Here is a 23,345-nt window from a genome sequence, read left to right on the forward strand (position 1 = left end):
GGGGCCGGCCGGCGAACCCCGGGCCGCGCACAGTCACAGCGCACGGACGACGGAGGGGACGACGATGAGACCATCCGACAGCGACCCGGGCCACACCGCCCTGGCGGGCGCCGCACCCACGCCGGGCCTGGTGGTACGCAGCCGCAAGACACGAAGCGGCGCGGTGGTGTGCTCCCTCGCGGGCGACCTCGACATCGAGACCCTGGACCAGGCCCCCCGGACGCTCGCCGCGCTGGTCGCCCGGCGCCCGGCCGCGGTGGTCCTCGACCTGCGCGACGTCGCCCTCTGCGACTCCTCGGGCCTGAACCTCCTGCTCCGCACACGCCTGGCGGCGCAGCGCGAAGGGCTGGACCTGAGCCTCGCGGCGGTGGCGCCGACCGTAATAAGGGTCCTCGAACTGACCGGCGCGCGAACGGTGTTCACCATCCACGACTCGGTCGAAGAGGCCCTGCCGCACTGAACGGCCCGGTGGCCGCGGCGCCGCGCCCCCTCGGGCACCGCCGCGGCCCCCGGACAGGCATAATCCCGCAGGCGCCGGGAAACCGGGCTGCGAAAGCGTCGTCGATCCGAAAGGCTGCCCTCACATGACGATGAGCAGGGGAGCCCTGGACAGCGACCCGCACCGGGCCGAACCCGCCCTGCCCGCCGGCGGCCAGCGCAGACGGCTGCCCCTCGCGGGGCTGCCCCAGCCCGTCGCCCGGGCCCGGGCCCACACCCTCCAGGCACTCGACGACTGGTGCCCCCGGCTACGCGGGCCGCAGACCGACGGCGCCGCCGCCGAGGACGTCGTCCTGGTGGTCGCCGAGCTCGTCGGCAACGCCGTCCTGCACGGCGACGGGCCGCTGGAGCTGGTCCTGGACCTCACCCCCGCCCGGCTGCGGGTCGAGGTCAGCGACCGCAGCGCCCAACTGCCCGCCCCGCGCCGGCCGCACCACCCCGCCCTGCCCGGCGGCCACGGCCTGTTCATCGTGCAGCGCCTCGCCGACCGCTGGGGCGCCGAGCCGCACACCCTGGGCAAGACGATCTGGACCGAGTTCGACGCCGCCCGCCTACGCGCCCCGTGACCCGACGAACCCCCGCCACGCCGGCCCGCCAGAGCACCCGGCGCCGGTGCCGGCGTTCAGGGCCGGGCGGGAGCGGGCGGGAGCGGGCCGGGCACGACTCCTCCCGCGTGCCCGTGCGGGCGTGTGCGGTCCTGATCCACGACGGCCGCCTCTGCTCCCCGGACGTCGGCGCCTCCCTCGACCAGGCCGTCCGGCCCGACACCGTCGCGGGCGGCCCGGTGCCGAAGACCCGCACGTCGTACGGGGTCGTCTTGTCCACCATCCACAGCTCCCCGGGGCCGGACTTCTCTCGCTGGTCCTTCCCGCGCCTCAGTGCTTGGGTGCCGGAGGTCAGCAGGTTCAGGTGGTACGGCTCCTGACGGTCCGAACGCCACACCATCCGCTCGTCGTGCACGAAGCGCTCCGACCGGAACGACGTCCGGAACATCGCCACCGGCTCCGACCACCGCGACTCCGCCTCGGAACTGTCCGCATGAGCGCTGGTCGCCTCGCACTCCCGGGTCCTGCCCGGCGCGTCCTGCCAGAACTGGAAACGATCCTTCGCCGGCAAACCCTCATCCCCCGGCCCCCGGGGTACCAGCCGCCATCTCCACCCCTCCGGAAGAAACTCCCCCGCCGGTCCGGCAGGGCTCCCCCGCCGACATCAGGACGGGTCGTCCGGGGCGGCGTCGGTGGGGAAGCGGATCGGGCTGAGCAGGTACGGCCTTCGCCCGGGTGCCGGTGCGTTCGCCAGGTAGGGGCCGAGCACGGCGAGCAGGTCGCCCGTCATCCGCCCGAGTTCCTCCGGGTCCAGCCACAGCGTGCCCTGCCGGTAGGAGACCCCGTCGGCCACCGGGTCGGAGTCCTCGCGGTCGAGGTAGGCGTTGAACTCGGCGATCAGGACGGCCATGGCGGCGGCGAAGCCCCGGCGGTGGTCGTCGGGCGTCATCGCGGCGGCGTCGGCGGTGCCGACGGAGGGGCGGTCCCGGCGCAGCCGGTAGTACCGCTCGACGGTGCCGCGCACGCGCTGTTCGTCGGCGACCTCCAGGAAGCCGGCCTCGGCGAGTACGCCGACGTGCCGGTACATGGTCACCTTCGGCACCTCGGGCATGCGCGCGCACAGCTGGGCGGTGGTGAGGATCCGGTCGCCGGCGAACGCGTGCACGATGCGCAGCCGCACTGGGTGGAGAAGCACGTCGGTGGTGTCCATGGGCTTTACGATTCCACATTCGGCACTATTATCGGAAGTGGAAATAATGGCGATCCGTAGGTGATCGACGGCGATCGGAGGGGGACATGCGCCAGTCGAGGGGACGGGCGGTGCCGGTGAACGGCCGATCCGTGTACGTGGAGGAGTCCGGCACCGGCCCGGACCACGTGGTGTTCGAGGCGGGCGCGGGCATGGGCCGCACCTGCTGGGATCCGGTGCTGCCGCTGCTCGCGGACCGGGCGCGCCTCGTGGCGTACGACCGCGCCGGCGCCGGTCGCAGCGGCCGGACGCAGGGCCGGCCGAGCATCGACGACCTGGCCGCCGACCTGGTCGCGCTGACCGGGGCGGTCGTCCCCGGCCGCTTCGTGCTCGTCGCGCACAGCATGGGCGGCCTGGTCGCGCGGCGGGCCGCGGCGGCGCTCGGGCCGAGGCTGCGCGGGCTGTTGCTGCTGGATCCGACGGCGGAGACCGCGCCCGTCTACGACACCTTCGACCGGACGGTCGTCCAGGTCGACCGCACCATGGCCGTGATGCAGGCCCTCGTCCGGTTCCGCCCGCTGGCCCGCCTCGGCAGCGGGAGCGTGCGCCGGGCGTTCCCCGCGGACACCTACGCGGCGATGCTGGCCGAGGACCTCGTCCCGGCGGGCATCGCGCAGACGAGGAAGGAGGTCAAGGCCGTGGCGGAGGCGATTCCCCGCTTCCGCGCCGAGCCGCCCGCCCCGCCGTCCTGCCCGACCGTCCTGCTCTCGGCCTCCCGCCCGCAGCCGGGAAGGGCGCGCCACCACGCCGGACTCGTCGAGCACCAGCGCCGGTGGGCCGAGTCGCTGCCGGACGGCCGGTTCGAGCCGGCCGACTCGGGTCACCTCGTCCAGGCCGAGCAGCCGGCCATAGTCGCCGCCCGCGTACGCGAACTGCTCGACGCGTCCGAGACGGGCGAGGAGGCCCGCTGATGCACGGGCTTCACGAGAGCACTCCGGCCCTGTGGGTCTCCGACGCCGACCGCGAGCGCGCCGCCGCCGTCCTGCGGGAGGTGGCGGCCGACGGCCGGCCCGCCACCGGGGAGCTGAGCCTGTGATCTATCCGGTGCGCCGTGATTCGGTGCCGACCTTGTGGTGGGTCGGTCTGCGGTAGGACCCGTCGGTGGCCAAGAGCAGGCCCACGTCGTAGCGGGTCGCGGGGCGGCGGTTCTTCGAGCCGGGCGGGCGACCGGGGCCCGGCCGGGAGGGTTTCGGCACTTCGGCCGGCGTTGAGGTTCGGGCGCGCAGGTGTCGGAACCCGCGGCGGACCCGGGTGGGTGAGCTTGTTCGGTTCGGCCGGCTCTCCCACGGTCGTCGCAGGTCGCCGCGCAACTCGCCGCGGCCGTCACCCGCCGCACCACCGGCACCCGCACCTGCGAGCAGTGCGGCGCCCACCCCGAGACCACGTGCGTCAAGGTCGACGGCTGGCTGCTCTGCCGCACCTGCGCCCACATCCACCACCTGCGCCAGGCACAGAAGCAGTCCGCCGACCAGGTCACCACCGCCCGCGAGCAGGCCGCCCGTCTCCACGGTGACGAGCGCCTGGCCGTCCTCGCCGCCACCTACACCCACCGCCCCACCGACTCCGAGGCCGGCCCCGGCAAGGCGCGCCCACCGGCCGCCGCCCGCATCACCGTCCTCGATCGCGACGGCACCACCCTCTACGACCGCACACTGCGCCTGACCGGGCCCCGAACCCACCCGGCACCGCCGACCGCCTCCTCATGTCGACGTGGACCAGCTCGCCCGGTGCGGCGCGTTCGTAGCGCCGCACCGGGCGTGCGGTGGCGCGGTCGAGGTACGCGTCCTGGGCCAACCCGATCGAGGCCCACTTCGGGCCCCTGCGGCAGTTCACGATCGCCAGCTCCAACCACCGCAACCACACCGTCCTGACCCGGGCCCTGCACGCCTATCTGCGCTGGCGCAACAAGAGCGCCCGCCACCCCGACGTCCTCGCCGCCCAACGCAAGGAGCGCGCTCGCATCCACAGCGAGAAGGGCATCCGCTGGGGCGGCCGTCCCCTCCCCGCCGAGCAGCTTCAGGTCCTCAAGGCGACAGCTGCATGACGCTCCCAGCGGCAGCCGTGGCTTTCAACCAGCGACTTGTAGTCGTCGCGGGCGGCGCGGCTCCAGAAGCTGTAGTCCACCACTACGTCGCGCCCGGCGAGCATCAGTTCAACGAGCTCCTGCCGTTGCTCGCGGCGGACCTCTTCCTTGAGCTGGTCGAATGCCTCGGCTTCCAGTACCAGGCCGGCGTCACGCTGCCCGAGTCGTCGCCAGAGCACCTCGTCGATCGACAGTCGAACGAAACCGCGTCGCACCAGCTCCATCGCGTAGGTCGTTTTGCCTGCCCCCGGAAGACCGCACATCACGCTTGTCCATCGGCCAGGGTCGGGTGTCAGAGGACAACAAGCCCGTCAATCGACGGCTTCGTGTTGCCCGACCCGGTGAATGTGTGCCTCAATGTGCGTTCCAAAAGTGACTTTCACGCTAGGGTGTGCGGTGGAGGTGGGGTTGTGACTGACGACCTGTTCGCGTCGATCGACGCGTTGCTGGCCCGGCCGCGGCCGGGGGACGACCTGCCGGTGCCCGCGGAGCGGGAGCGGCTGCGCAAGGCCGGCGACTACACCCAGGAGGAACTGGCGGCCGCGCTGAAGACCCGCCGCGAGACGATCGTGCGGTGGGAGGCCGGGACGACGGAGCCCCGCCCGCCCAAGCGCGAGGTCTACATCGCCTTCCTCGCGACGCTGGCACTCCAGCACGGCGCGGCCGAGCCGACCGAGTGGCTGCGCCGGGCGCAGGCCGCCGGCCTCGTGCGGGCCGACGGCACCCAGGTGCCCGCTCCCGAGACGCCCTCCGAAGCGGTGCAGCAGGTCACCGTGGCGGCCCCGGCCCCGGCCCCGGCCCCGGCCCCGGCCCCGGCCCCGGCCCCGATTCCGGTGCCGGTGCCGGAGGTGTCCGCCGCCGCCCCGGAGGCCGAACAGCCGGCCCCGTTCGCGACGTCCGCGCAGGTGGTGATGCTGGACCAGAATCCGGACGGCTCGCTGCTGATGGCTCCGCCCGCGCCGTGTGTGCAGTGCGGGCAGCCGTCGGTCTACCGCGCCCAGGGCCACCCGATGCACCTGGGCGGTTTCTGCCGCCCGGTGGCCGCCGTCCCGGCCGTCCACCAGCAGCCCGCCCCGGCCGCTCCGGTTGCCGCGCCCCGCCAGGCCGTCCCCAGGGCCGCGCCCGCAGCGACGCCGCGCCGTCCCGGACCGTCCCGTCCGGTGGCCTCGCCGCGGGCGCGCAAGGCCCCGGCGAAGAAGCCGGCCGCGGCTGAGGGGCCGTCCGGCTGGGAAGCCGCCGCGACGGCGCGGTTCCCGGCCGGTCCCCTCGCGGTGCTGGACGTCGCTCCGTCCGGCAAGGCCCTGGTCGCCTACCTCGCCGACGGCACGCGGGCTGCGACCGCGCCGGCCGGGCGCACGCTCGTCGACGTCGTCCAGTGGGCACTGGAGGCGAAACTCGGTCAGGGGCGTCTGCACCGGCACGGCAAGGACGGCGACGCCCTGCTCGTCCTCACCGACGCAGCCCTCGCCGAGCTGGGTTTGCCACCGCTCGGCCGGGACGAGAAGAAGGACTTCGTCCAGCGCCTCGGCCAGCTGCCGAAGACCCACAGGTGCGTCAAGCAGCTGGAGAAGGCCGGCTGGCTGCTCACCCAGCGCGGCCTCGGCCCCTGGGCCCGGATCTACCGCACCCCCGAGGACGGCAAGCGCCAGTGCGTCCAGCTGTGCATCCCCGCCTGGGGCGCCCTCGCCTCCGGCGGCTGGAAGATCCCCGACCACCTCGCCGCCCCGGACCTGGCCCGCCTGCTCGGCACCTACGCCACCCGCGTCCTCACCCCCCGCGGCTCCACCGCCGTCTCCGGCCTCGAACTCGTCACCGCGCTGCGCCCGCCCACGAAGGCCGTGCGCACCGACACGGGCTGGACGTCCGGTGCGGTGGAGGGCTCCCGCCCGAAGGAGGCGTTCGACCCGGCGCCGCCGGAGGTCCCGGACATCCACCCGCTCGCGGAAGGCCGGGAGCCGGGCGGCGAGCTGGTCACCGAGGCGTGGGACTGGCACCGCGAGCTCACCGGCACCGAGAAGCGCTCCGCCTGGGCGGTGGGCCTGGACGTCAACATGGCCTTCCTCGCCGCCGCCGGCCGCCTCACCCTGCCGCTGGGCCCGCCCGCGCACGAGCTCAACCCGGTCTTCGACCCGAAGACCCCCGGCTCGTGGCTGATCGACCTGTCGGGCCTCGACACGGACCCGCTGCTCCCGTCGCCGTTCACCGCGGACGGCGAGCGGCCGACGGGACCCGCCTGGTACTCCACGGTGAAGCTCGCCTACGCGGTGGAACTCGGCGCCCGGGTACAGCCCACAGAGGCGTGGCTGCGCCACGAGCACGGGCCGTACCTGGACCCGTGGCACAAGCACCTGCGCGCCGCGTACCTGGACACGATGGCCGCCCTCGGCGTCCCGCTCACCCTCGCCGATCACGACCCGCTCGCCTTCCTCGACGCCATGGCCGCCCTCAAGCAGGGCGACCCGGCCGAGCTCGCGGTCCTCACCGCGATCAAGCAGACCGCCAAGGGCACCATCGGCAAGATGCGCGAACGCCCCCGCGGACACGGCTACAGGCCCGGCGAACGCTGGGCCGCCCTGGACCGCCCGACCTGGGACCCGCTGATGCGCGCCCTCGTCATCGACACCGCCACCGTCAACCTCCACCGCAAACTCCGCCGCATGGCCGACGACACCGGCCTGCACGCCATCGCCGTCCTCTCCGACTGCGCCGTCTTCGCCGCCCCAGGCCCCGGCCCCCTCGACATCCTCACCCGGCCCGACGGCACCCTCACCACCTCGCTGCGCCTCGGGGTGTCGCCGGGGATGGTGAAGTTCGAGGGCTCCCGGCCGATGCCGGAGATCGCCGAGCTGCTCGCCGACGCCACGAACCCGGCCCGGCACATCAAGACCGGCGGCATCGTCTCCGAGGACGAGTAGCCGGGCCCGCCGGCATCCGCCCGGCGGGCCCTCACCGACACAACACCCCGGCCAACGTGACACAGTCCCGGCCGGGACGGAGAGAAGGAGCTGATGACCCGTGGGGGAGATCGACGAGGGCCTGGAGCGCGCCGAGCGCACCAAGCCGATCCCGCAGTCCGTCCCCGCCCGGGTGCGCTTCCTCCTCAAGGGCACCAAGGGCTCCACCAGGCGGCTCGCCGCCGACCTCGGCGTCTCCCAGCGCACCGTGCAGCGCTGGCTCAAGGGCCAGGGCAACCCGAGGCCCGCCGCCGCCAAGGCCATCGAGGCCAAGGTCCGTACCGCCTGGCAGCCCCGCGTGAAGCGCCGGGTGCGCCGCGACGCCGAGAAGAACGGCTTCATGCTCCACATCCAGGCGACCTTCGGCTACAGCGCGGCCGGCGGCACCACCGACGACCCGCGCGAGCGCGTGATCACGCAGAAGATGCCCGGCCCCGTCGCCCAGCGCCTCTACGAGGCCCGCGACGCCGGAGCCGGCCAGGCCGAGCAGGAGCGGATCCTCGCCGAGGCCCTGCGCGAGGAGTACTTCAAGGACGGCGGCCGCCGCGCCCGCGGCCTCGACGTCGAGCTCAACGACATCGCCTGGATGGACGTCGAGATCTGACCGGGCGCTCCAGCCGGCCGCAAGAGCAGTCGACTTGGCCACCAGGACGGGCGCCCCATCTGATCAGTGGCAGTCCTGGCCCAGATCCGGTTGGCCACACGCGCCCACACCTCGTCCTTGAAGATCTCCTCCAACTCGTTGAACTTGTCCGCTTCCGGGGCGTCGTCCTCAGGCTCGCCGAGGAACTTCACGTGCTGCGGGGCGCTGCTCCCGAAGAACTGGGTGAGCTTGGCGGGCTTGAAGATGCTCTTGGACACGTTCCGGCTGTCGGCGTCGACCACCAGCATCACGGTGCGGCCCCGGGTGATCAGGTACTGGGCGAGGTGCAGAGCGCCTTCGTTGTTGGCGCAGGACCACAGGGCTACACCGGCGGCCTGCAGGGTGAGCCCCTCGCACAGCCGGAACAGCAGGGGGAAGGCGCGCTGTTCGGTGTCGCCCTCGACAGCGAGGAAGCAACGCTCGTGCAGAAGAACGGAGTTGCGCAGACCGACGGCGACCGCGATCTTGCCGAGGTGCTTGTCGATGTCCTCGCCGACCGTCCCGGCCCCGAGCCGTTCCACGACGGTGCGGTGGTTGTCGAGTTGCGCTCGTCCCGCTCCACTTCGCTCACCGGGCCGCGTGGGCACGGCGACCCGTCGCACCATCGGCCGCCCGGAGAGGCAGTGGTGCCGGGGCACATCATCCTAGAACGTCCGTCCCGCCTCATTGTCCGCCTCGGATGCCGGGTGATCCAAGGCCGCCCGAAAATGACAGAAATTGACGCCTGCTGTCGATCTTCTGCGCTGAAGTACGGTGAACTGAAAGCCAGTTCGTGTGACTGGCAAGTAGGCGTTACGGTCACGGCCCATGAGGATCCTGCACACCTCGGACTGGCACCTGGGCCGCTCGTTCCACCGCGAACCCCTCCTGGAGGCCCAGCGCGCCTTCCTCGAGTACCTGATCGACGTGGCACAGCGTGAAAACGTGGACGTGGTGACCGTCGCGGGCGACGTCTATGACCGGGCGATCCCGCCGCTGGAGGCCATCGACCTGTTCCAACGCACCCTCGCACAACTCGCCGGCCTGAAGGTCCCCCTGGTCATGATCAGCGGGAACCACGACTCGCCCCGGCGGCTCGGCGTGAACTCCCGGCTGATCGAGCACGCCGGAATCCACCTGCGCACCGACCCCCACGACTCGGCCCGCCCCGCAGTGCTGCACGACACGCACGGCGACGTCGCCTTCTACGGCCTGCCCTACCTCGAACCCGCCCTGGTACGCGAAAGCCTCGGCGCGCCCGCGACCAGCCACCAGGCGGTTCTTGGCACGGCGATGGACCGAATCCGCGAAGACCTGGCCACCCGACCCGGGACCCGCGCCGTCGTACTCGCCCACGCCTTCGTCACCGGCGCCGAGCCCACCCCCAACAGCGAGCGCGACATCACCGTCGGCGGTGTCGCGAACGTTCCCGCCGCCCTGTTCCACGGCATGGACTACGTCGCGCTCGGCCACCTGCACCGCAGCCAGTCGATCAACGACCGCATCCGCTACAGCGGCTCCCCCCTGCCCTACTCGTTCTCCGAGGCCGGCCACCCCAAGAGCATGTGGCTCGTCGACCTGGACGGCGACGGCTCCGTGACCGCCCGCACCGTCGCCTGCCCCGAGCCCTACCGCCTCGATCGCCTCGAGGGCGAACTGGACGAACTCCTGACACAGGACCAGTACGCGGACCTCGAACAAGCCTGGCTCCACGTCACCCTGACCGACACCAGCCGCCCCCACATGGCCATGGAGCGCCTGCGACAGCGCTTCCCGCACGTCCTCAAACTCACCCACGCCACCACCGGCGCCTCCGCCGACGACCTGCCCTCACGCGAACGCATGGAAAGCCTCACCGACCACGAGATCGCCCTGGAATTCCTGCGCCACGTCACCCACGCCGAAGCCACCGAACCCGAACGCGACCTGCTGCATCGCGGCATCGAACACGTCCGCGTCACCGCCCGGGGAGAAGCCCTCTGATGCGTCTGCACACGATGACCATCACCGCGTTCGGGCCGTTCGCCCGCACCGAGAACGTCGACTTCGACCAGCTGTTCAGCGCCGGCGTCTTCCTCCTCAAAGGCGTCACCGGCGCAGGGAAGACCAGCGTGCTCGACGCGGTGTGCTTCGCCCTGTACGGCTCGGTCCCCGGCCACCGGCCCACCAGCAGGCTGCGCAGCGACCACGCCCCCGACACCCTACGAACCCACGTCGAACTGCAATTCAGCATCTCCGGCCGCCGCTTCAAGATCGCCCGGACCCCGGCGCAGACCTACCGCAGCACCCGCGCCAAGGACGGCACCGCCACCGCCCAGGCCACCGCACACCTGCACGAACGAATCACCCGCCCGGACGGCACCCCCGCATGGGAACCCGTCAGTGCCCACATCCAGGAAACCGGCACCCAGATCACCACACTCCTCGGCCTGACCAAGGAGCAGTTCTGTCAGGTCGTCCTGCTCCCACAAGGCGACTTCGCCACATTCCTCCACGCCAGCGCGAACGACCGGCGCGCACTGCTGAGCCACCTGTTCAACACCCACCGCTTCCAGGAACTGCAGACCTGGCTCACCACCCACCGGAACACCCTCAAGAACGACCTCCAGCAGGCACAGAGCACCGTCGACCGGCTCGGCGGCCGCATCGAACAGGCCGCAGGCCCCCAACTCCTCCAGACACCACCCCCCAGCACGTCCCACGGCACCGACCTGCTGCCCTGGGCACACGACCTCCTCACCCGCGCCGCGGCCGCTCACGACGCCGCCCGCATCGCCGAGGAGAAGACCGACCAGACCCACAAGGACGCAAAGACGGCCCTCGCCCTCGCCAGCGCCCTCGCCGCCCGCCAGCAGCGCTACAGCGAAGCCCTCACCCGCCGCACCGCCCTGGACGAAAGCCGCGAACACAACCAGCACCTGCGCACCCGTCTGGAGCACGCCCGCAGCGCCGAGCACCTGCGCCCGCTACTGGCCGCCGTACGCGTCGCCGCCGACCAACTCGCCACCGCCCAGGACACCGAAGGCCGGCACCGCAAGCTCCTGGACACCACCCACGCCAACGCGACCACACCCGAACTGGAACAGGCCCACCAGGACCTGCACGCCACCCTCGGGCGCCTGGAAGCCATGCGCCCCCGCGAGGAGCGCCACACCGAACTCGTCCGCCAGCTCACCACGCTGGAAGGGAAAGAGAAACTCGCCCACGAGGAACTGGACGACGCCCAGACATGGCTCGACGGCTGGCCCCAGACCCGCGACACCGCCACCGAACGCATCGCGGCGCTGCGCAGCGCCGCCGAGCAGGTGCCGCAGCTGGCGAAGGAGGAGAACGCGCTCGCGCGGCAACTGGAGGAAGCCGAGACCCGCGATGCGCTGGCCGCCGAACTCGAAAAGGCGGCCAAGACCGCGGACACACGTGACGGCCAGGCCCGAGCCGCCCAGAAGACCTGGCTCGACCTGCGCGAACAGCGGCTGAACGGCATGGCGGCCGAACTGGCCGCAGACCTCCAAGACGGACAACCGTGCGTCGTGTGCGGTTCCCCCGAGCACCCCCGCCCCGCGCAGCCCTCCGAGCAGCAGCCGACCCGCGCGGACGAGGAGAAGGCGGCCAAAGCGTACGAGAAGGCCCAAAAGCTCCACAAGGCCGTCGACCAGACCCGCGCCGACCTGGCCACCCGACACGCGCAGGCGACGGGCGCCGCGGGCACCGAACCCGTCACCGAACTGCGGGCACGGCTTGAGCAGGCCCGCACCGTCCACACCACGGCCCGGCAGAAGGCCGCCGACCTCGTCGAGGCCCAGCAGAACCTGGACGAACTGCAAACCGAACACGACCGGCGGGATCAGCAGCACACCCAGGCCCGGCAGCAGGTCACCGAAGTCCAGAGCCGGGCCGCGACACTGCGCCAGGAACAGCAGCAGATCATCCACGAACTCGACGAAGCCCGCGCCGACGCCCCCACACTCGACCAGCGCATCACCGTGCTGACCGAGAACAGGGACCGCCTCGCCGCCGTCATCGAGCACGCCCGGCGGACCGCGACAGCAGCCACTCGACACACCGACGCCACCGCAACCGCCCGCGACAGCGCCGCCGAAGCCGGGTTCCCCGCCCTTGACGACGCAACCGACGCCCAGCAGCCCACCGACACCATCCAGCAGTGGCAGACGGAACTCGACCAGTGGGACAAGGACGACGCTGCCACCACCGACCTCCTCACCACCCCCGAACTCGTCGAGGCCGGTCAACAGCCTCTCGCCGACCAGGCCGCAGCACAGACAACGCTGACAACGGCCGAGACGGCGGTCAAGGGCGCCACCAACAACACCCACGAGGCCCACACCCGCGCCACCGAACTCCACCGGCTGACGGATGAACTCACCCCGGCCGCCGCCGCCCTGGAACGCCTGCACGCCGACCACGCCCAGGCCGACCGTCTCGCCGAGGTCGCCAACGGACGCAGCACCGCCAACACCCTCAGCATGGAACTCGAGGCATACGTCCTCGCCAGCCGCCTCAAAGAGATCGCCGAAGCAGCCAACACCCGCCTCCTGAACATGACCTCCGGACGCTTCCAGCTCGCCTACAGCCAGGACAAAGACCCCGGCAAGGGCCGAAGCAAGGCCGGCCTGACCTTGCGCATCCTCGACAACTGGACCGGGCAGGAACGCGAAACCTCCACCCTCTCCGGGGGAGAGACCTTCACCACCTCCCTGGCCCTGGCACTCGGCCTGGCCGACGTCGTCACCGGCGAAGCCGGCGGACGCCCACTGGGTGTACTGATCGTCGACGAAGGCTTCGGCAGCCTCGACGAACAGAGCCTCACCGACGTCATGGACGTCCTCGACCAACTCCGCGCAGGCGACCGCGCCGTAGGCGTGGTCAGCCACGTCGGAGACCTCAGCGACCGCATCCCCACCCAACTTCACATCCGCAAGGAGCGCAACGGCTCAACCGTCCATTCCGTACTCTCCGATGCCTAGTAGTACTTCGTTAGGTCCATTTGATCTTGATGGTCGTGGTGGTCCATGCTGCGGCCTGTGGATCTTGGTGAGGCGGAACGGCTTCGCGAAGACCTCGGCGACTTCGTGGCCGAGGTCTTCGCATCTCTGGCGCGCAAGGGGGCCCCGGGCTTGCGGACCAGGGCCTCCAGGTAGTGGTCGAGGTCGAGCCGGGTGCCGCCTCTGGCGATCAGCCGCCCGTGGCGGGCGACCTCCTCCCGGCCGTCGTAGACGACCAGCTCGGAGGCGTGGGGCATCACGCGGACGGTGCGGCCGATCAGCCGCACCGGCACCGAGTAGCAGTGGTGCGGACGTTGATCTGGCTGTAGCGGTCCACCCGCGGTGTCGACAGGCGGCCGGTCTCGAACGGCTCATCCGGCAGCGGCGCGAGCAGGGGGCGCTCGACGGCGAGGTACTCGCCGATCGTTCGCGGGCGCGAGCGGATCCGGCGGCCCTCGTCCTGCTCGTCCCACCGGTCGATCATCGCGTTCAGCTCGGCCGGCGTGGCGACGTCGGGAACGGGGACCAGGTGGTTGCGGCGGAACCAGCCGATCTGCCCTTCGACTCCGCCCTTCTCGTGGGCGCCGCCGGTGCCGGGCTGGCAGTAGAGGGCATCAAGGCCGTAGTGCGAACGGAACGCGGTCCACCGCTCCGCCTCCACCCTCTGCCGGGAGAAGCCCAGCACCCGGGCCACGGCAGCCTTGAGGTTGTCGTAGCGGACCCTGCCGGTCGGCACCCCGCCCAGCGTGTTGAGAGCGTGGACGTGGCCTTCGAAGAACGCCTCCTGCCCGGCCGAGGCGAAGATCCGGTGCACGGCCTTGCCCGAGTAGGACAGCCGGAACGCGAACAGGTAGCAGGTCACCAGCTCGCCGGCCGGACGCACCGTCACGTCCCCGAAGTCGGCCTCCGCCTCCGCACCGGGTTTGTGGGTCTGCGGCACGAACGCGTCCACCACCGCGCGGCCCGCCTGGAGGCGGATCTCCGCACGGTGCTCGGCCACGTAGCCGTGAACCATCTGGTACGAGACCTCGTCCGCACCGTGCTCGTCGACGAGACGGTCGAAGATCCGCTTCACGGGGTGGCGCTGCTTGCGCGGAGCGTCCAGGTCGGCCGCAGCGTGGGGGCGGTAGCGTGCCGGGATGAGCGGGAGCGGGGGAGCGGCGCGGCCGCTGCCGGAGACGGTCGCTCCGCCCCGGCCGTCGACAGCGTGCGCGGCGCTGGCAGGACGACCTTGCCGCATCCTCGCTGCGTCGCAATGCCGTTGGCCGTCGTCGTGGCGGACCGGGCCATCGTCTCGGCCTTGGGCTCGGTCACGCCGTACGTCGTGACCGCGACCCGAAGACCCCTGCCGCACTCGCCTGGAAGCAGAGCCCACGCCGGCGCGACCACCTCCATTCGGTGGCCTGGCGCCAGCCGTCTGGCGAATCGCGCAGCAGAGGGACCGCTTCGGAGCTCGCTCGCGAGGTCGGCCATCGCTCGATCCGTCCGTCGAGTGGCCGTCACAGAGTCGGGCCCCTCGACGGAGGCAATCAGAGAATCGGCTCGCAGCCGATCGCCTTGCCCCCTGCGGTGAGGAACTGCCGTACGAGGTCTTTCTGGTCGGGGAACAGGAAGGGCTTTCCGAGACCGTTCGTGTAGCCGCCGTTGACGGTGAAGAAGACCTCCTTGCCGTGGCAGGTGGCGACGAGTGTCCCACCCGCGACCCAGCGGGCCCGTCCGACATCGGACGGCTCTTTGCCGTTCTTGCCGTCCTTCTGAGTCAGGGCGGTGGTCCGTGGTTCGGTCGTGATCGCGAAGATCTGTGCCCGGCTGTCGTACCCCGGGTCGCCGCCGATCGTGCAGGACCAGATCGGGCCGAACGCGGTGGTGACCTGTTGCGGCATGTGCCACTGGGCCTCAGGGTTTTTCGCGGGCGCGAACCCGGGCAAGCCGCAGAGGTTGGCCCAGTCCGGGTCCGTCTCGGCCCCGTTCGCGGACAGGCTGTTCGGAGCGGCAAGCTTCCGGTCCGCGCACGAGCGTGTCTTGGCCGCCCCGTTGGCGAAGGCCACAGCCAGTCGGGCTCTGGCTTCGTCGTCGCCGGCCTCGCTGGTGCGGATTTCGGCGCGCAGGCCCTTCTGGCAGCCATCGGGGAGTACGGCCCACGCTGCGGACGGGGTCACCGCACCGGCCGAGTCGCCGGAGAAGAGCCGGGCGTCGGACGCGGCCAACTCCGCGGGGCCTTCCTTGCTGTTGAGGACGACGGTGAAGCGCACAGTCTTCTCGGAGGTGTTGAACAGACCGGAGCTGACCGTGGCGGAGCAACTGTTCCCGGTGGACGTCTCCGTCGCCGAGTAGTAGGTGCTCTTGCGCTCGCTGATCCGGCCGGACCCCAGGAGGTCGTGCACCTGGTCAGCCGTGGCGGCGCCGTCGCACACGCTGTCCGGCCCGCCGAGGTTCGTCAGCCGGTACAGCGCGAACCCCACCCCCCCGACCGGGACGAGAGACAGCGCCAACACCCCTGCCGCCAGCCGCACGCGCAGTCCTCGGGTGGTGAACCCGCGCCGATCGAGCGCCGCGCCGATGCGCCCGTCAGGGCTGTCGGAGTCGTCGGGACGGTCGTTGCGCATCGTTTCCACCATCCTCACGACCGCCCGAACACGGTGCGGTAGGTGCCGTCGACGGCGACGTTGTAGGTGGTGCGCGCGTCCGTCTTGAGCTGCTGCGACACGCTCCCGGTCATGTCCGCGGCAGCGGGGTCCGTCCCGAACTCGGCCACCCTTTCGTCGATCATCTTGTTCAACTGGTTCTGTCCCGCCGAGAAGTGGGAGCTCAGATTGCCCTGGAGCTGGGAGTCTGCCAGTGCCTTGGCGTCGTTGGCGTACTGGGCGGTCCCGACATCGACCAGGCGCTGCGCGACGTCGCCCACTCCCGGAATCAGGTTCGCCGGTGTGCCGAGCAGGTGGTAGTTCATCTTCGCGTCCCAGTCCGCCTTCGCCTTCTCGGAGTCCGTGTGATCCGAGGAAGTGTCGGCGAACACCGCGTCAAGTGCGCCGAGGGCGGAGCCGGCCTCCTGGGTGAATGAGTGGAGCTTGTGGTTCGCGCCGCCCACCGCGTCAGGCTTGAACGCCTCGGGGCCGTAGTCGCCGAGACGGAGGGCGATCTCCCGGGTCTCGGCGCCGTGGATGATCGCGAAGGAGGCGGGATCCTCGGCGGCGCCACGGATCACTCGCAACAACTGGTCGCGCCGGACGGTGAGCCCGTCCGGCTGGGCAGGGCCGGCCAACTCCTTGCCGAGGATCTCGTGCATGTCCGGCGCGTAGTCGGCGATCATGTCGGCCATCGGTCGACGGAGCGCGGCCGGCAGGCCGGCCTTGTCCCCGGGACCGCTGCCGGCGAAGGACTTGAGCGTCTCGTCCATGATCTGGGACATGACCCGGTCGTGCGGACGGACCGGCGGCTGGTTGCCGTGCGGGTCCCGACCAGTCGTGGCGGCCTCCAGGGCGTCGCCGAACGCGGCTCGGGAGGTGCCGCGCACGAGGCCGTCCACCTGGTTCTGCTCGTAGCCCTGATTGGGCCACTTCCGCTCGTGCAGCAGGTAGTCCAGGTTCTTGCCCTTCGCCGGGTCGAAGAAGTCCTTCGACGCCCCGGGGACGCGGCTCAGCGCAGTCATCAGACCGCCCATCGGGTCGGTCTGATCGGTGAGAGCACTCCAGTTCGGCCCCCAGAGGTCTTCGCCCTTGGTCGTGCCGGTGCGCTCGTAGCCGACCAGGTCGTTGCCGACCTTGAGGAGGAACGACTTGTCGAACGTCCCCTTCGCCCCCATCAGCGCCGTCAGCGCCGGGTAGTTGTCGTTGTACCCCGCCGCGGACGCCCCCGGGCGGCGGGCGGCGGCCAGTAGGCCGTCCTCCCAGGCTCCGCCCATCCCGCCGTCGCGGGTGGCGGTGGCCAGAGCGACGGACAGGTTGCCGTAGACGTCCTGGTAGCCCTTGGCGTTGCGGTTGCCGTGGGCGAGGTCGCCGTAGACCTTGGAGTACTCCAGCAGGGCGTCCGGGCCGGTCTTGCCGCCGTAGTCGAGGCCGTTGAGCAGGGCGGTGGAGAAGTCCTTGTTGCCCGCGTTGGTGGCCATGAGTGCCTGCAACTGCTCGAGCTGGTCATCGGAGAGGCTGCCGGCCTTGGACATCAGGTCCTTGGCCCGGCTGGCGTCAGCGATCGGGCCGGCGCCGTACGGCTTCGGGTTGAACGAGGTGGTGCTGGCGCCGATGTCGCTCCGGAGGGCGGCGGCGGCCGTCTGATCGGCGGCGGTGGCCCGGTCGACGGCCTTGCCGAGCCGGGTGGAGATCGCGTCGGCCTTGGCCCGCATCTCGGTGTTGTACTTCCTGGCGGCCGCGACCCCGTCGGGGTCGTTCCGCGAGCCGGGCAGCGGGGGCCAGCAGACCCCGCCATCGGGGGTGACGGTCAGCTCCTCGGTCTTCGCGTCGTAGATCGCGGTGAGGAGGTCGTTGCGGGCCGCGCGGAACTCCTCGGCGGCGGTGGTGACGATCGCGGCGAGGGCGGTCGCGACCGCCGACGCCTGCTTGAAGTCGGTGTCCACCCCCTCCAGCGCCGAGCTCGCGTTGGCCGCCGCCAAGCCCTTCCAACCTGCCCGCTGCGCCGTGCTGGTGAGGTCCTTGCGGACCCGGCCGTCCAGGGTGGTGAGGGTCTTGGCAACCCTGGACCAGGCTTCGGACGCCTCCGTGACCTCGTCCGGACGGGCTTCGTACAACTGCTTGAAGGACACCATGTGCCCGATCCCCCCTAGTGAACTGCCGTGCCGAACAGTCGGGCGTTCCTGGCCTCGTTGGCCGTGTACGCCTGCTGAGTGGTGTCGAGGTTGGTGGCGATCCCGTCGATCCGGTCGTGCAGGGCTGTGCACTGCTTCAGCCACCGTTCGGTGCAGCTGGTGAGCGCGCTGCTGAAGGCGAAACCACGGGTACCCCCCGACGCGGCGCTCATGTAGTCACTGAGGCCCAGCGTGAGGGGCCCGCTGTTGCCGTTGGCCTGGTTGAGGTCGGTGGCGATCTGCCGGGCCATCCCGGCCGAGGCGGCGAGTTCGTGCGGGCTGTCCAGTTGAGTGGTCGCCATGCCGGGGGGAGCGGCGTTCCAGGGCGGCGGGCCGGGTGTCGACGCCGCTGCCGGGGCGACCGGGCCGGTGGTGAAGTCGGGTTTTCCCATGGCTGTGTAGCTTTCCCTCCCTCTGAGCGTGGGCAGTTCACTTCCGCGCCACGCTGACCGTGTCGTGCCCCACCGTCGGTGTACTGACGCACCCTCCGCAGCGGCGGTTGCACGTGGGGTGGGGGAGACAGGCCGGGGCCGCGCAGAAGGAGCTGGACAGGCTCACCGCCCAGCGCACGCGCCGGGTCGCCGGGCTGGCGGGGTACGAGGGCGCCCGGGCACCGGCCATCGCGAAGGCATCCGGACTGTCGGCGACGTCGTACGGATCGCGCCGCTGCTGAACCCGACCCTGCTGGACGGCCTGGTGACACGGTGGGAGCCGCGCGGGGCCCGGCCTTCGGCTGCCTGCTCGACCTCACGGGCCAGTCCTGGGACGCCCAGTGGTGGTGGCAGTTCGCCGCCGGCGCCGGAGACCTCACCGCCGCCTACTGCCTCTACCTGCACCAGGTCCGCATCACCGTGGTCCAGCACGCCGCCCTCATCACCGCGGCGAGCGCCTGCTGGTACGCCCTCGCCGTCTCCGTCTCCGCCGCCGCCATCACTGCGGTGGCCGCCCGCAACGCCGACCGTCGCCGCGACGCCCGGGAGGTGCTCAAGGTCCTCGTGCGCCGCGGCACCCGCTAGACCCACCCGGCAACGCCGGGCGTCGGAGCCCCCGCCGGGACAGGGCCCCGACACCCGGCGTCGCCGAGCAGCCGACCGACCAGGCATGGGAACAATTGTTCGATTAAGCTGGCGGTGTGACCAGCGCAGTCCCGTTCTCCCGCCCCCACCCCGGCCACCCCGCGTACGAGCCCGGCGACGCCGAGCGGGCGCCGCGTGAGCTGATGGCCGGTCCCGGCCGCTGATGGGACACCGACTCGGCGGCCGGTGGCGACCCGGCCGTCCGACTCCAGCCACCACGCCGGGTCGCGGCGTAGGAGCGCTGCCGGGTGATCGGCCAGGCCGGGCACTGCCACGGGCCGATCTCCTCCAACGCGGGCCCATCGCAGGGCCACGACCACCGGAGACCCACTGACGACTGTCAGTGTCAGTGGGTCTCCGTACGCTTCCCGTACATGGCCCGTCCTGGGACGGGACTTCGGCGGGGGAGGGGCGATGGCGGTGCGCAGGCCGGTCGACGGCGAGGTGCATGTCCACTACGGGCAGATCTACGTCGAGAGCGATCCCGACAGCTTCGGCCCCGGCCTCGCAGAGGCGTTCGCGGGCCAGAGCGCGGGGCTGTGCGGTGCCGCGATACCCGGTGCGCTCTGGCTGGCGACCGGGCTGCACACGGGCAGCGTCGGGTTCACCGTCGAGGTGCACGATGAGGAGCTGCCGCTGGATCCGGCCTGGGAGGACGTCGTCGAGGTCTCGTTCCGCCCGGCCTCGGACGAGAGCAGGCTGATCCAGTGGGCGGGCGAGGCCGTCTGGGAGCTGGACCTCGAGGAAACCGACTACCGGGTGCGGTACTGCGCGCACGGCATGGACGAGGGCCGGCGGCGGGACACCAGACTCGCCGACGAGCCGCAGGCGGACCGGTACCTCCTGCAGTTCTGGCCCGCCCCGCCCGAGCCGGACCGGGTCCTTCGGCAGACCACCGAGTCCGCGGCCTACTGGCACGACTACGCCCGTCGGCTCCCGCCCCCGCCCACTCCCCAGGAGCGTGCGGAGGCCGAGCGCCGGGCCCGGCTCGCGCAGGAGGAGGCCGATCGGCAACGCCAGGCGGCCTACGAGCGGTGGCAGTGGGGCGGGACGGTACCGAGCGAGGCCCTACGCCGTGTCGGCGGCAACATCCATGGCCTGCTGGCCTTCGACGCGCCCCTGGTGCATGCGCTGGACGCCGCGGGCCCCCAGGTCCAGCGGGAGGTGGCACTGCTCGCCGCCCGGCGCGCGTGTACGACGGCCGGCCTCACCGACCTCGACTGGGTCGCCGCCGCGCTCACCGCCCTCACCGACGGCGGCCCGCTGCCGCCGCCGCTCGACGATCCCACGCGCATGTGGGAGGCCCTGAGCTCCGATCCGCGCGCTCCCCGCCGCACGGTCGGCCGGGCAGTCCCGCCCGAGAAGGCCCGGTTCGAACCGCCGGTCACGCCCGGGGAGGCCCGACCCGTGATCGTCGCCACAACAGGCACCGTCCCGGCGTTCGGCTCGCCGCAGCGGATGTCCCAGCCGCACATGGCCCTCCCTACGCTGCTCGCCGCCGCCGAGGCGGATCCGCTTCGGGCAGCCGTGGATGCCGTGTTCGCGGGCGTGGCCGCATACGGGGAGGACTACCGGACCCTGCTGGAGGAGGTCTGGTCGGCCGTCAGCGGGCGGTGACGGACGGCACCAAGGCCGCGGCGCAGACGTACCTGCTGCTGGACAGGACGGGGCGATCCCTTGTCGATACGGGGATCGCGGCGCCGGAACCGGCGCCGGGGCGCATCCCACAGTTCGGCGAGATGGCGCCCTCCGTCACAGCCGACGCCCCCGCAGTAACACGCCCATAGGTTCCCCGACGGTGCGGTTCACGCCCACTCCACGCCGTGCTCGGCGAGCTGCTGTCCAGGGGTGTTTTTTCTGATCAGAGTGTGGGGGTGTGACCTGGGCTGATCAGTTTGGGTCTGGGGCGTGGTCCCGGGGTGGTGTTGGGCGTGGTGATGGTCTGTCTGGCTGATCTGGCTGCTGAGCTGTGGGTTTGCTGGTTCGGGCTGTGTTGGTCAGGTGGTTTGGGTGTTGGTCAGGTTCGCTGGTCGTTGGTAGGTCGGTGGCTGGATCACCTCTTCCCGGGCTGTCTGTCGGGCGTCGCCGTTTTGTGCCTTCGGTGATGCCGATGGCGGTGAGGAGTTCTCGCTGGTCGGGGTGGAGCTGGTCATAGACGCCGCGCTGGCTTTTGACCCAGTAGCCCAAGGCGCTGCCCTGGGCTACGAGGATGCGGCGGGCGGGGTCCCAGGGCAGGCCGGCCTGGACGTGGTCGCGGGCGCGGTAGTAGCTGCGCTGCCACTGCATGTTCCAGGGAGGGTTCCACCAGGGGTCGAGGGCAGCGAGAACCTGAGCGTGGGCCGGGGGCGGAGTGCCGTGGCGAGAGCGGGTCTTGGCGCTGCGGCGTTGTTCGGCGAGCCATCGGCCGAGAGGGAAGCCGCTGTCGGTGAGGTGGTCACTGGGGACGGCGAGATGACCGTGCTCCGTGGCCCACCGGCGGGCATGGGTGAGTGCGTGATCGCGCCGGGCCCGGGCTTCGCCGGGTTTCTCGGGGTGCGCTGCGTGCTCGAGGGCGGTAGGTGGCCCGATGACGGGAACAGGGAAGACCGGGACGGGCAGTACGACGTCGGGCAGGACACCCGCTGCAGTGATACCGATGCCTGCGAGGAGGTGCTGCTGGCCGGGACGGAGCTCCTTCCACAGTCGCTGCTGCGCCTTCAGCCAGGCCCGCGCGGACTCGCTCATGACCGACCAGTACACCGACGGGTCGCTACCGCCCATGAGGTGAGCCTGCCGGCGTGCGTGGTGGTAATCGCGTTGCCGTCGCAGGTGCCAGGGCGGTCGCCACCAGGGGTCGATCGCGGCGAGCGCCCCGGCGCGATCGGCCGACATCTTCCCCAGGCCTGCCCGGCCCCGCTGGCCGGCGAGCCACCTGCCGAGCGGGTATCCGTCGTGGACGGTGGAGGTGTGGACGTCGGCGAGGGAGCCGTGTTCGGCCGCCCACGCGCGGGCATGGGCGAGGGCTTCCTCGGCTGCGGCCCGGATGCTGCGGCGCCGGGGGCGGGCGATGGCCGCCGCCACGCTGTCGATGCCCAACTCGGCGAGCAGGTCCCGCTGTTCGGGATGCAATCGCGGGTAGCGGGTGCACTGCAAGTGGAGCCATTCGCCGAGGCTGATGTCGGTGCCGGGAAAGCCGGCCGCCGCGTCGAGCGGTCCGTGGGCCTGGGTGTGGGTTTTGGCCCGGTGCCAGGTGCGCTGCCACTGGGTGGGCCACGGGGCGTTCCACCATGGGTCGAGTGCGTGCAGGGCCGTGCTGCGCCACAGCGGCATGCCAAGGTGATGGAAACGCTGGTTGGACATCCAATCGCCCAGGGGGAACCCGTCCTGGACGGTGTCCTTGCGGGTGGCCAGATGCCCGTTGGCGGCTGCGTAGGCGCGGGCGTGGGCCAGGCCGGTGGTGAAGGAGCGGTCGCCTTTGCGGCTGTGGCCACGTCGATGCTTGCTCGCGGACTGTCCTTCGGTGTTCCCGCCGCGGGCCTGGCGGTCGTAGTCGGCGAGGTCTTCTGCCAGATGGCGGGGGCGGTGGCCGGAGTGGACCTCCCACAGCCCCAGTTTCAGGGGTGCCGCCCCGCATCCGGCTTCCTCGGTCGAGGCCTTGTGCGCCCAGGTGAACAGTGGGCCGAGTGTGAGGGGGGAGAGACGGTCCGCGAGCCAGGGCCGACCGAGGCGTTCGGTGAGTTCGCCGATGAGTGAGGGGAGGTTGCCGAGGCGATGGGGCAGGTGGCCGCCCGCGTCGGCGATCAGACGCCGCCGTACCTCTGGGTCGGCCAGCACGGCGGCGACCGTGACCGTCTCCGGATAGGTGACCAGGTCCCGGGCCAGCACCTGCCACCTGCCTGCCGTTTCCCCGGCTGGCCGGGTCGCCTCCAGCCGTGCCGGCCACAGCGTCTCCTCGGGCCACCCCAGGCTCCACCACCAGGCCGTGACCGCCCGCGCGGTCTCGAACGCCTCCCGGCCGATGGGGGAGCCGCGCAGTAGCCGTTGATGGCGGCGCTGCGCCAAGACAACTTCGGGCTGCGCGGCCAGGCTCACCACAAGACCGCCGGTGCCAGGCACGGCCATCGACCAGTACCGGTGCCGGCCGCAGACCTGCCGGTGCGCGGCCAGGTACACCCGGGCGCCTTCGCGGCGGCCTGTCCGGACCGCGACGCAGCCCGGACAGGCCGGGCCCCACCCCGCGACCTTGTCGACACCCGCCGTCAGCATCGCCGTCGGGCCAGGGGCATACAAGGGGCGTGGCTCCTCCTGCGCCCAAGCGGGCAGGGCCCGACGCAGGCTTTCTTCCGGCATCTGGCTGAGTACGGAGAGCCGGGCGCGCGCGGCGGCGTTCAGGTAGACCTCGCTGTCCGGCCGAACCGATCCGAGCAGGTTCTGCAGGCGGTCGACCTCGACCAGCGCGGCCAGCAGGCTTCGCGTGTCCACGTGGTACCGGGCCGCGACCCGGCCCACGAACGACAGCGTCATCTCCCCGTCCAGCG

At 71.8% G+C, this 23,345-nt stretch carries 19 protein-coding genes and 3 pseudogenes; 12 read left to right on the top strand and 10 right to left on the bottom strand.

Translation table 11 applies throughout. From position 1 onward, the window contains the following. Positions 1-64: 64 nt before the first annotated feature. The 3 genes from ACIBCA_RS20910 to ACIBCA_RS20920 all read left to right on the top strand — a co-directional run bounded on the left by ACIBCA_RS20910 (position 65) and on the right by ACIBCA_RS20920 (position 1,423). Positions 65-460 carry an STAS domain-containing protein gene (locus ACIBCA_RS20910; RefSeq protein WP_396284426.1) on the top strand — a complete coding sequence of 132 codons (396 nt, stop codon included), beginning with the start codon at positions 65-67 and terminating at the stop codon, positions 458-460. A gap of 124 nt (positions 461-584) precedes the next feature. Next, positions 585-1,064 carry an ATP-binding protein gene (locus tag ACIBCA_RS20915; protein ID WP_396284427.1) on the top strand — a complete coding sequence of 160 codons (480 nt, stop codon included), beginning with the start codon at positions 585-587 and terminating at the stop codon, positions 1,062-1,064. 107 nt (positions 1,065-1,171) lie between these two features. Next, positions 1,172-1,423 carry a hypothetical protein gene (locus tag ACIBCA_RS20920; RefSeq protein ID WP_396284428.1) on the top strand — a complete coding sequence of 84 codons (252 nt, stop codon included), beginning with the start codon at positions 1,172-1,174 and terminating at the stop codon, positions 1,421-1,423. Between the two features lie 284 nt (positions 1,424-1,707). Here ACIBCA_RS20920 and ACIBCA_RS20925 read toward each other — a convergent pair whose 3' ends face one another. After that, positions 1,708-2,253 (bottom strand): helix-turn-helix domain-containing protein, encoded by a 546-nt coding sequence (locus ACIBCA_RS20925; RefSeq protein ID WP_396284429.1) that lies wholly within the window; start codon positions 2,251-2,253, stop codon positions 1,708-1,710. Positions 2,254-2,339: 86 nt separating this feature from the next. On the opposite strand from ACIBCA_RS20925, the gene ACIBCA_RS20930 reads away from it, so the two are divergent. Further along, a complete protein-coding gene (locus tag ACIBCA_RS20930) occupies positions 2,340-3,203 on the top strand; it encodes an alpha/beta fold hydrolase (RefSeq protein WP_396284430.1) in 864 nt (287 codons plus the stop codon). After that, positions 3,203-3,328: a hypothetical protein gene (locus tag ACIBCA_RS20935; protein WP_396284431.1), complete on the top strand. Its 126-nt coding sequence runs from the start codon at positions 3,203-3,205 to the stop codon at positions 3,326-3,328. Before ACIBCA_RS20930 ends, ACIBCA_RS20935 begins: the two co-directional genes overlap by 1 nt. A 1-nt stretch (position 3,329) precedes the next feature. Here the strand turns inward: ACIBCA_RS20935 and ACIBCA_RS20940 are convergent. After that, positions 3,330-3,605: pseudogene (locus ACIBCA_RS20940) on the bottom strand (transposase); the annotation flags it as partial. Between the two features lie 464 nt (positions 3,606-4,069). On the opposite strand from ACIBCA_RS20940, the pseudogene ACIBCA_RS20945 reads away from it, so the two are divergent. Next, positions 4,070-4,336 (top strand): annotated as a pseudogene (locus tag ACIBCA_RS20945) (hypothetical protein); the annotation flags it as partial. Here ACIBCA_RS20945 and ACIBCA_RS20950 read toward each other — a convergent pair. Further along, complete coding sequence (locus ACIBCA_RS20950) at positions 4,309-4,638, bottom strand: AAA family ATPase (RefSeq protein WP_396284432.1); 330 nt, start codon at positions 4,636-4,638, stop codon at positions 4,309-4,311. The pseudogene ACIBCA_RS20945 and the gene ACIBCA_RS20950 overlap by 28 nt on opposite strands. 147 nt (positions 4,639-4,785) lie before the next feature. Between ACIBCA_RS20950 and tap the strand changes: the two genes are divergently transcribed. Together tap and tpg are read left to right on the top strand one after the other, a co-directional pair. After that, positions 4,786-7,290: a telomere-associated protein Tap gene (gene tap / locus ACIBCA_RS20955; RefSeq protein WP_396284433.1), complete on the top strand. Its 2,505-nt coding sequence runs from the start codon at positions 4,786-4,788 to the stop codon at positions 7,288-7,290. 100 nt (positions 7,291-7,390) lie between these two features. After that, positions 7,391-7,933: a telomere-protecting terminal protein Tpg gene (gene tpg, locus ACIBCA_RS20960; protein ID WP_396284434.1), complete on the top strand. Its 543-nt coding sequence runs from the start codon at positions 7,391-7,393 to the stop codon at positions 7,931-7,933. Between the two features lie 278 nt (positions 7,934-8,211). Here tpg and ACIBCA_RS20965 read toward each other — a convergent pair. Continuing rightward, positions 8,212-8,577, bottom strand: a pseudogene (locus tag ACIBCA_RS20965) (hypothetical protein); the annotation flags it as partial. Between the two features lie 202 nt (positions 8,578-8,779). Between ACIBCA_RS20965 and ACIBCA_RS20970 the strand changes: the two are divergent. Further along, complete coding sequence (locus ACIBCA_RS20970; RefSeq protein WP_396284435.1) at positions 8,780-9,934, top strand: exonuclease SbcCD subunit D; 1,155 nt, start codon at positions 8,780-8,782, stop codon at positions 9,932-9,934. Continuing rightward, positions 9,934-12,936 (top strand): AAA family ATPase, encoded by a 3,003-nt coding sequence (locus ACIBCA_RS20975; protein WP_396284436.1) that lies wholly within the window; start codon positions 9,934-9,936, stop codon positions 12,934-12,936. Before ACIBCA_RS20970 ends, ACIBCA_RS20975 begins: the two co-directional genes overlap by 1 nt. On the opposite strand, the gene ACIBCA_RS20980 is transcribed toward ACIBCA_RS20975, so the two are convergent. The 5 genes from ACIBCA_RS20980 to ACIBCA_RS21000 all read right to left on the bottom strand — a co-directional run bounded on the left by ACIBCA_RS20980 (position 12,933) and on the right by ACIBCA_RS21000 (position 18,144). After that, positions 12,933-13,211: a hypothetical protein gene (locus ACIBCA_RS20980; protein WP_396284437.1), complete on the bottom strand. Its 279-nt coding sequence runs from the start codon at positions 13,209-13,211 to the stop codon at positions 12,933-12,935. The two genes, ACIBCA_RS20975 and ACIBCA_RS20980, sit on opposite strands and share 4 nt — an antisense overlap. 20 nt (positions 13,212-13,231) lie before the next feature. Then, on the bottom strand, positions 13,232-14,194 hold the full coding sequence (gene istA, locus ACIBCA_RS20985; RefSeq protein ID WP_396284438.1) for an IS21 family transposase: 963 nt from the start codon (positions 14,192-14,194) through the stop codon (positions 13,232-13,234). A 289-nt stretch (positions 14,195-14,483) separates the two neighbouring features. Next, positions 14,484-15,560, bottom strand: a complete 1,077-nt coding sequence (locus tag ACIBCA_RS20990; protein ID WP_396284439.1) for a hypothetical protein — start codon at positions 15,558-15,560, stop codon at positions 14,484-14,486. A gap of 14 nt (positions 15,561-15,574) precedes the next feature. Continuing rightward, a complete protein-coding gene (locus ACIBCA_RS20995; RefSeq protein ID WP_396284440.1) occupies positions 15,575-17,713 on the bottom strand; it encodes a hypothetical protein in 2,139 nt (712 codons plus the stop codon). 14 nt (positions 17,714-17,727) lie between these two features. Beyond that, positions 17,728-18,144: a hypothetical protein gene (locus tag ACIBCA_RS21000; protein WP_396284441.1), complete on the bottom strand. Its 417-nt coding sequence runs from the start codon at positions 18,142-18,144 to the stop codon at positions 17,728-17,730. Positions 18,145-18,456: 312 nt separating this feature from the next. On the opposite strand from ACIBCA_RS21000, the gene ACIBCA_RS21005 reads away from it, so the two are divergent. Further along, the gene (locus tag ACIBCA_RS21005) at positions 18,457-18,768 is read left to right on the top strand and encodes a hypothetical protein (protein ID WP_396284442.1); all 312 of its coding nucleotides are present in this window, start codon (positions 18,457-18,459) and stop codon (positions 18,766-18,768) included. Positions 18,769-19,242: 474 nt separating this feature from the next. Next, the gene (locus ACIBCA_RS21010; RefSeq protein ID WP_396284443.1) at positions 19,243-20,445 is read left to right on the top strand and encodes a hypothetical protein; all 1,203 of its coding nucleotides are present in this window, start codon (positions 19,243-19,245) and stop codon (positions 20,443-20,445) included. A gap of 273 nt (positions 20,446-20,718) precedes the next feature. Here ACIBCA_RS21010 and ACIBCA_RS21015 read toward each other — a convergent pair whose 3' ends face one another. Beyond that, a complete protein-coding gene (locus tag ACIBCA_RS21015) occupies positions 20,719-23,331 on the bottom strand; it encodes a helicase associated domain-containing protein (protein ID WP_396284444.1) in 2,613 nt (870 codons plus the stop codon). Positions 23,332-23,345 lie beyond the last annotated feature (14 nt).

The sequence above is a fragment of the Kitasatospora sp. NPDC051170 genome, assembly GCF_044455705.1.
In the GTDB taxonomy this organism is placed as follows: domain Bacteria; phylum Actinomycetota; class Actinomycetes; order Streptomycetales; family Streptomycetaceae; genus Kitasatospora.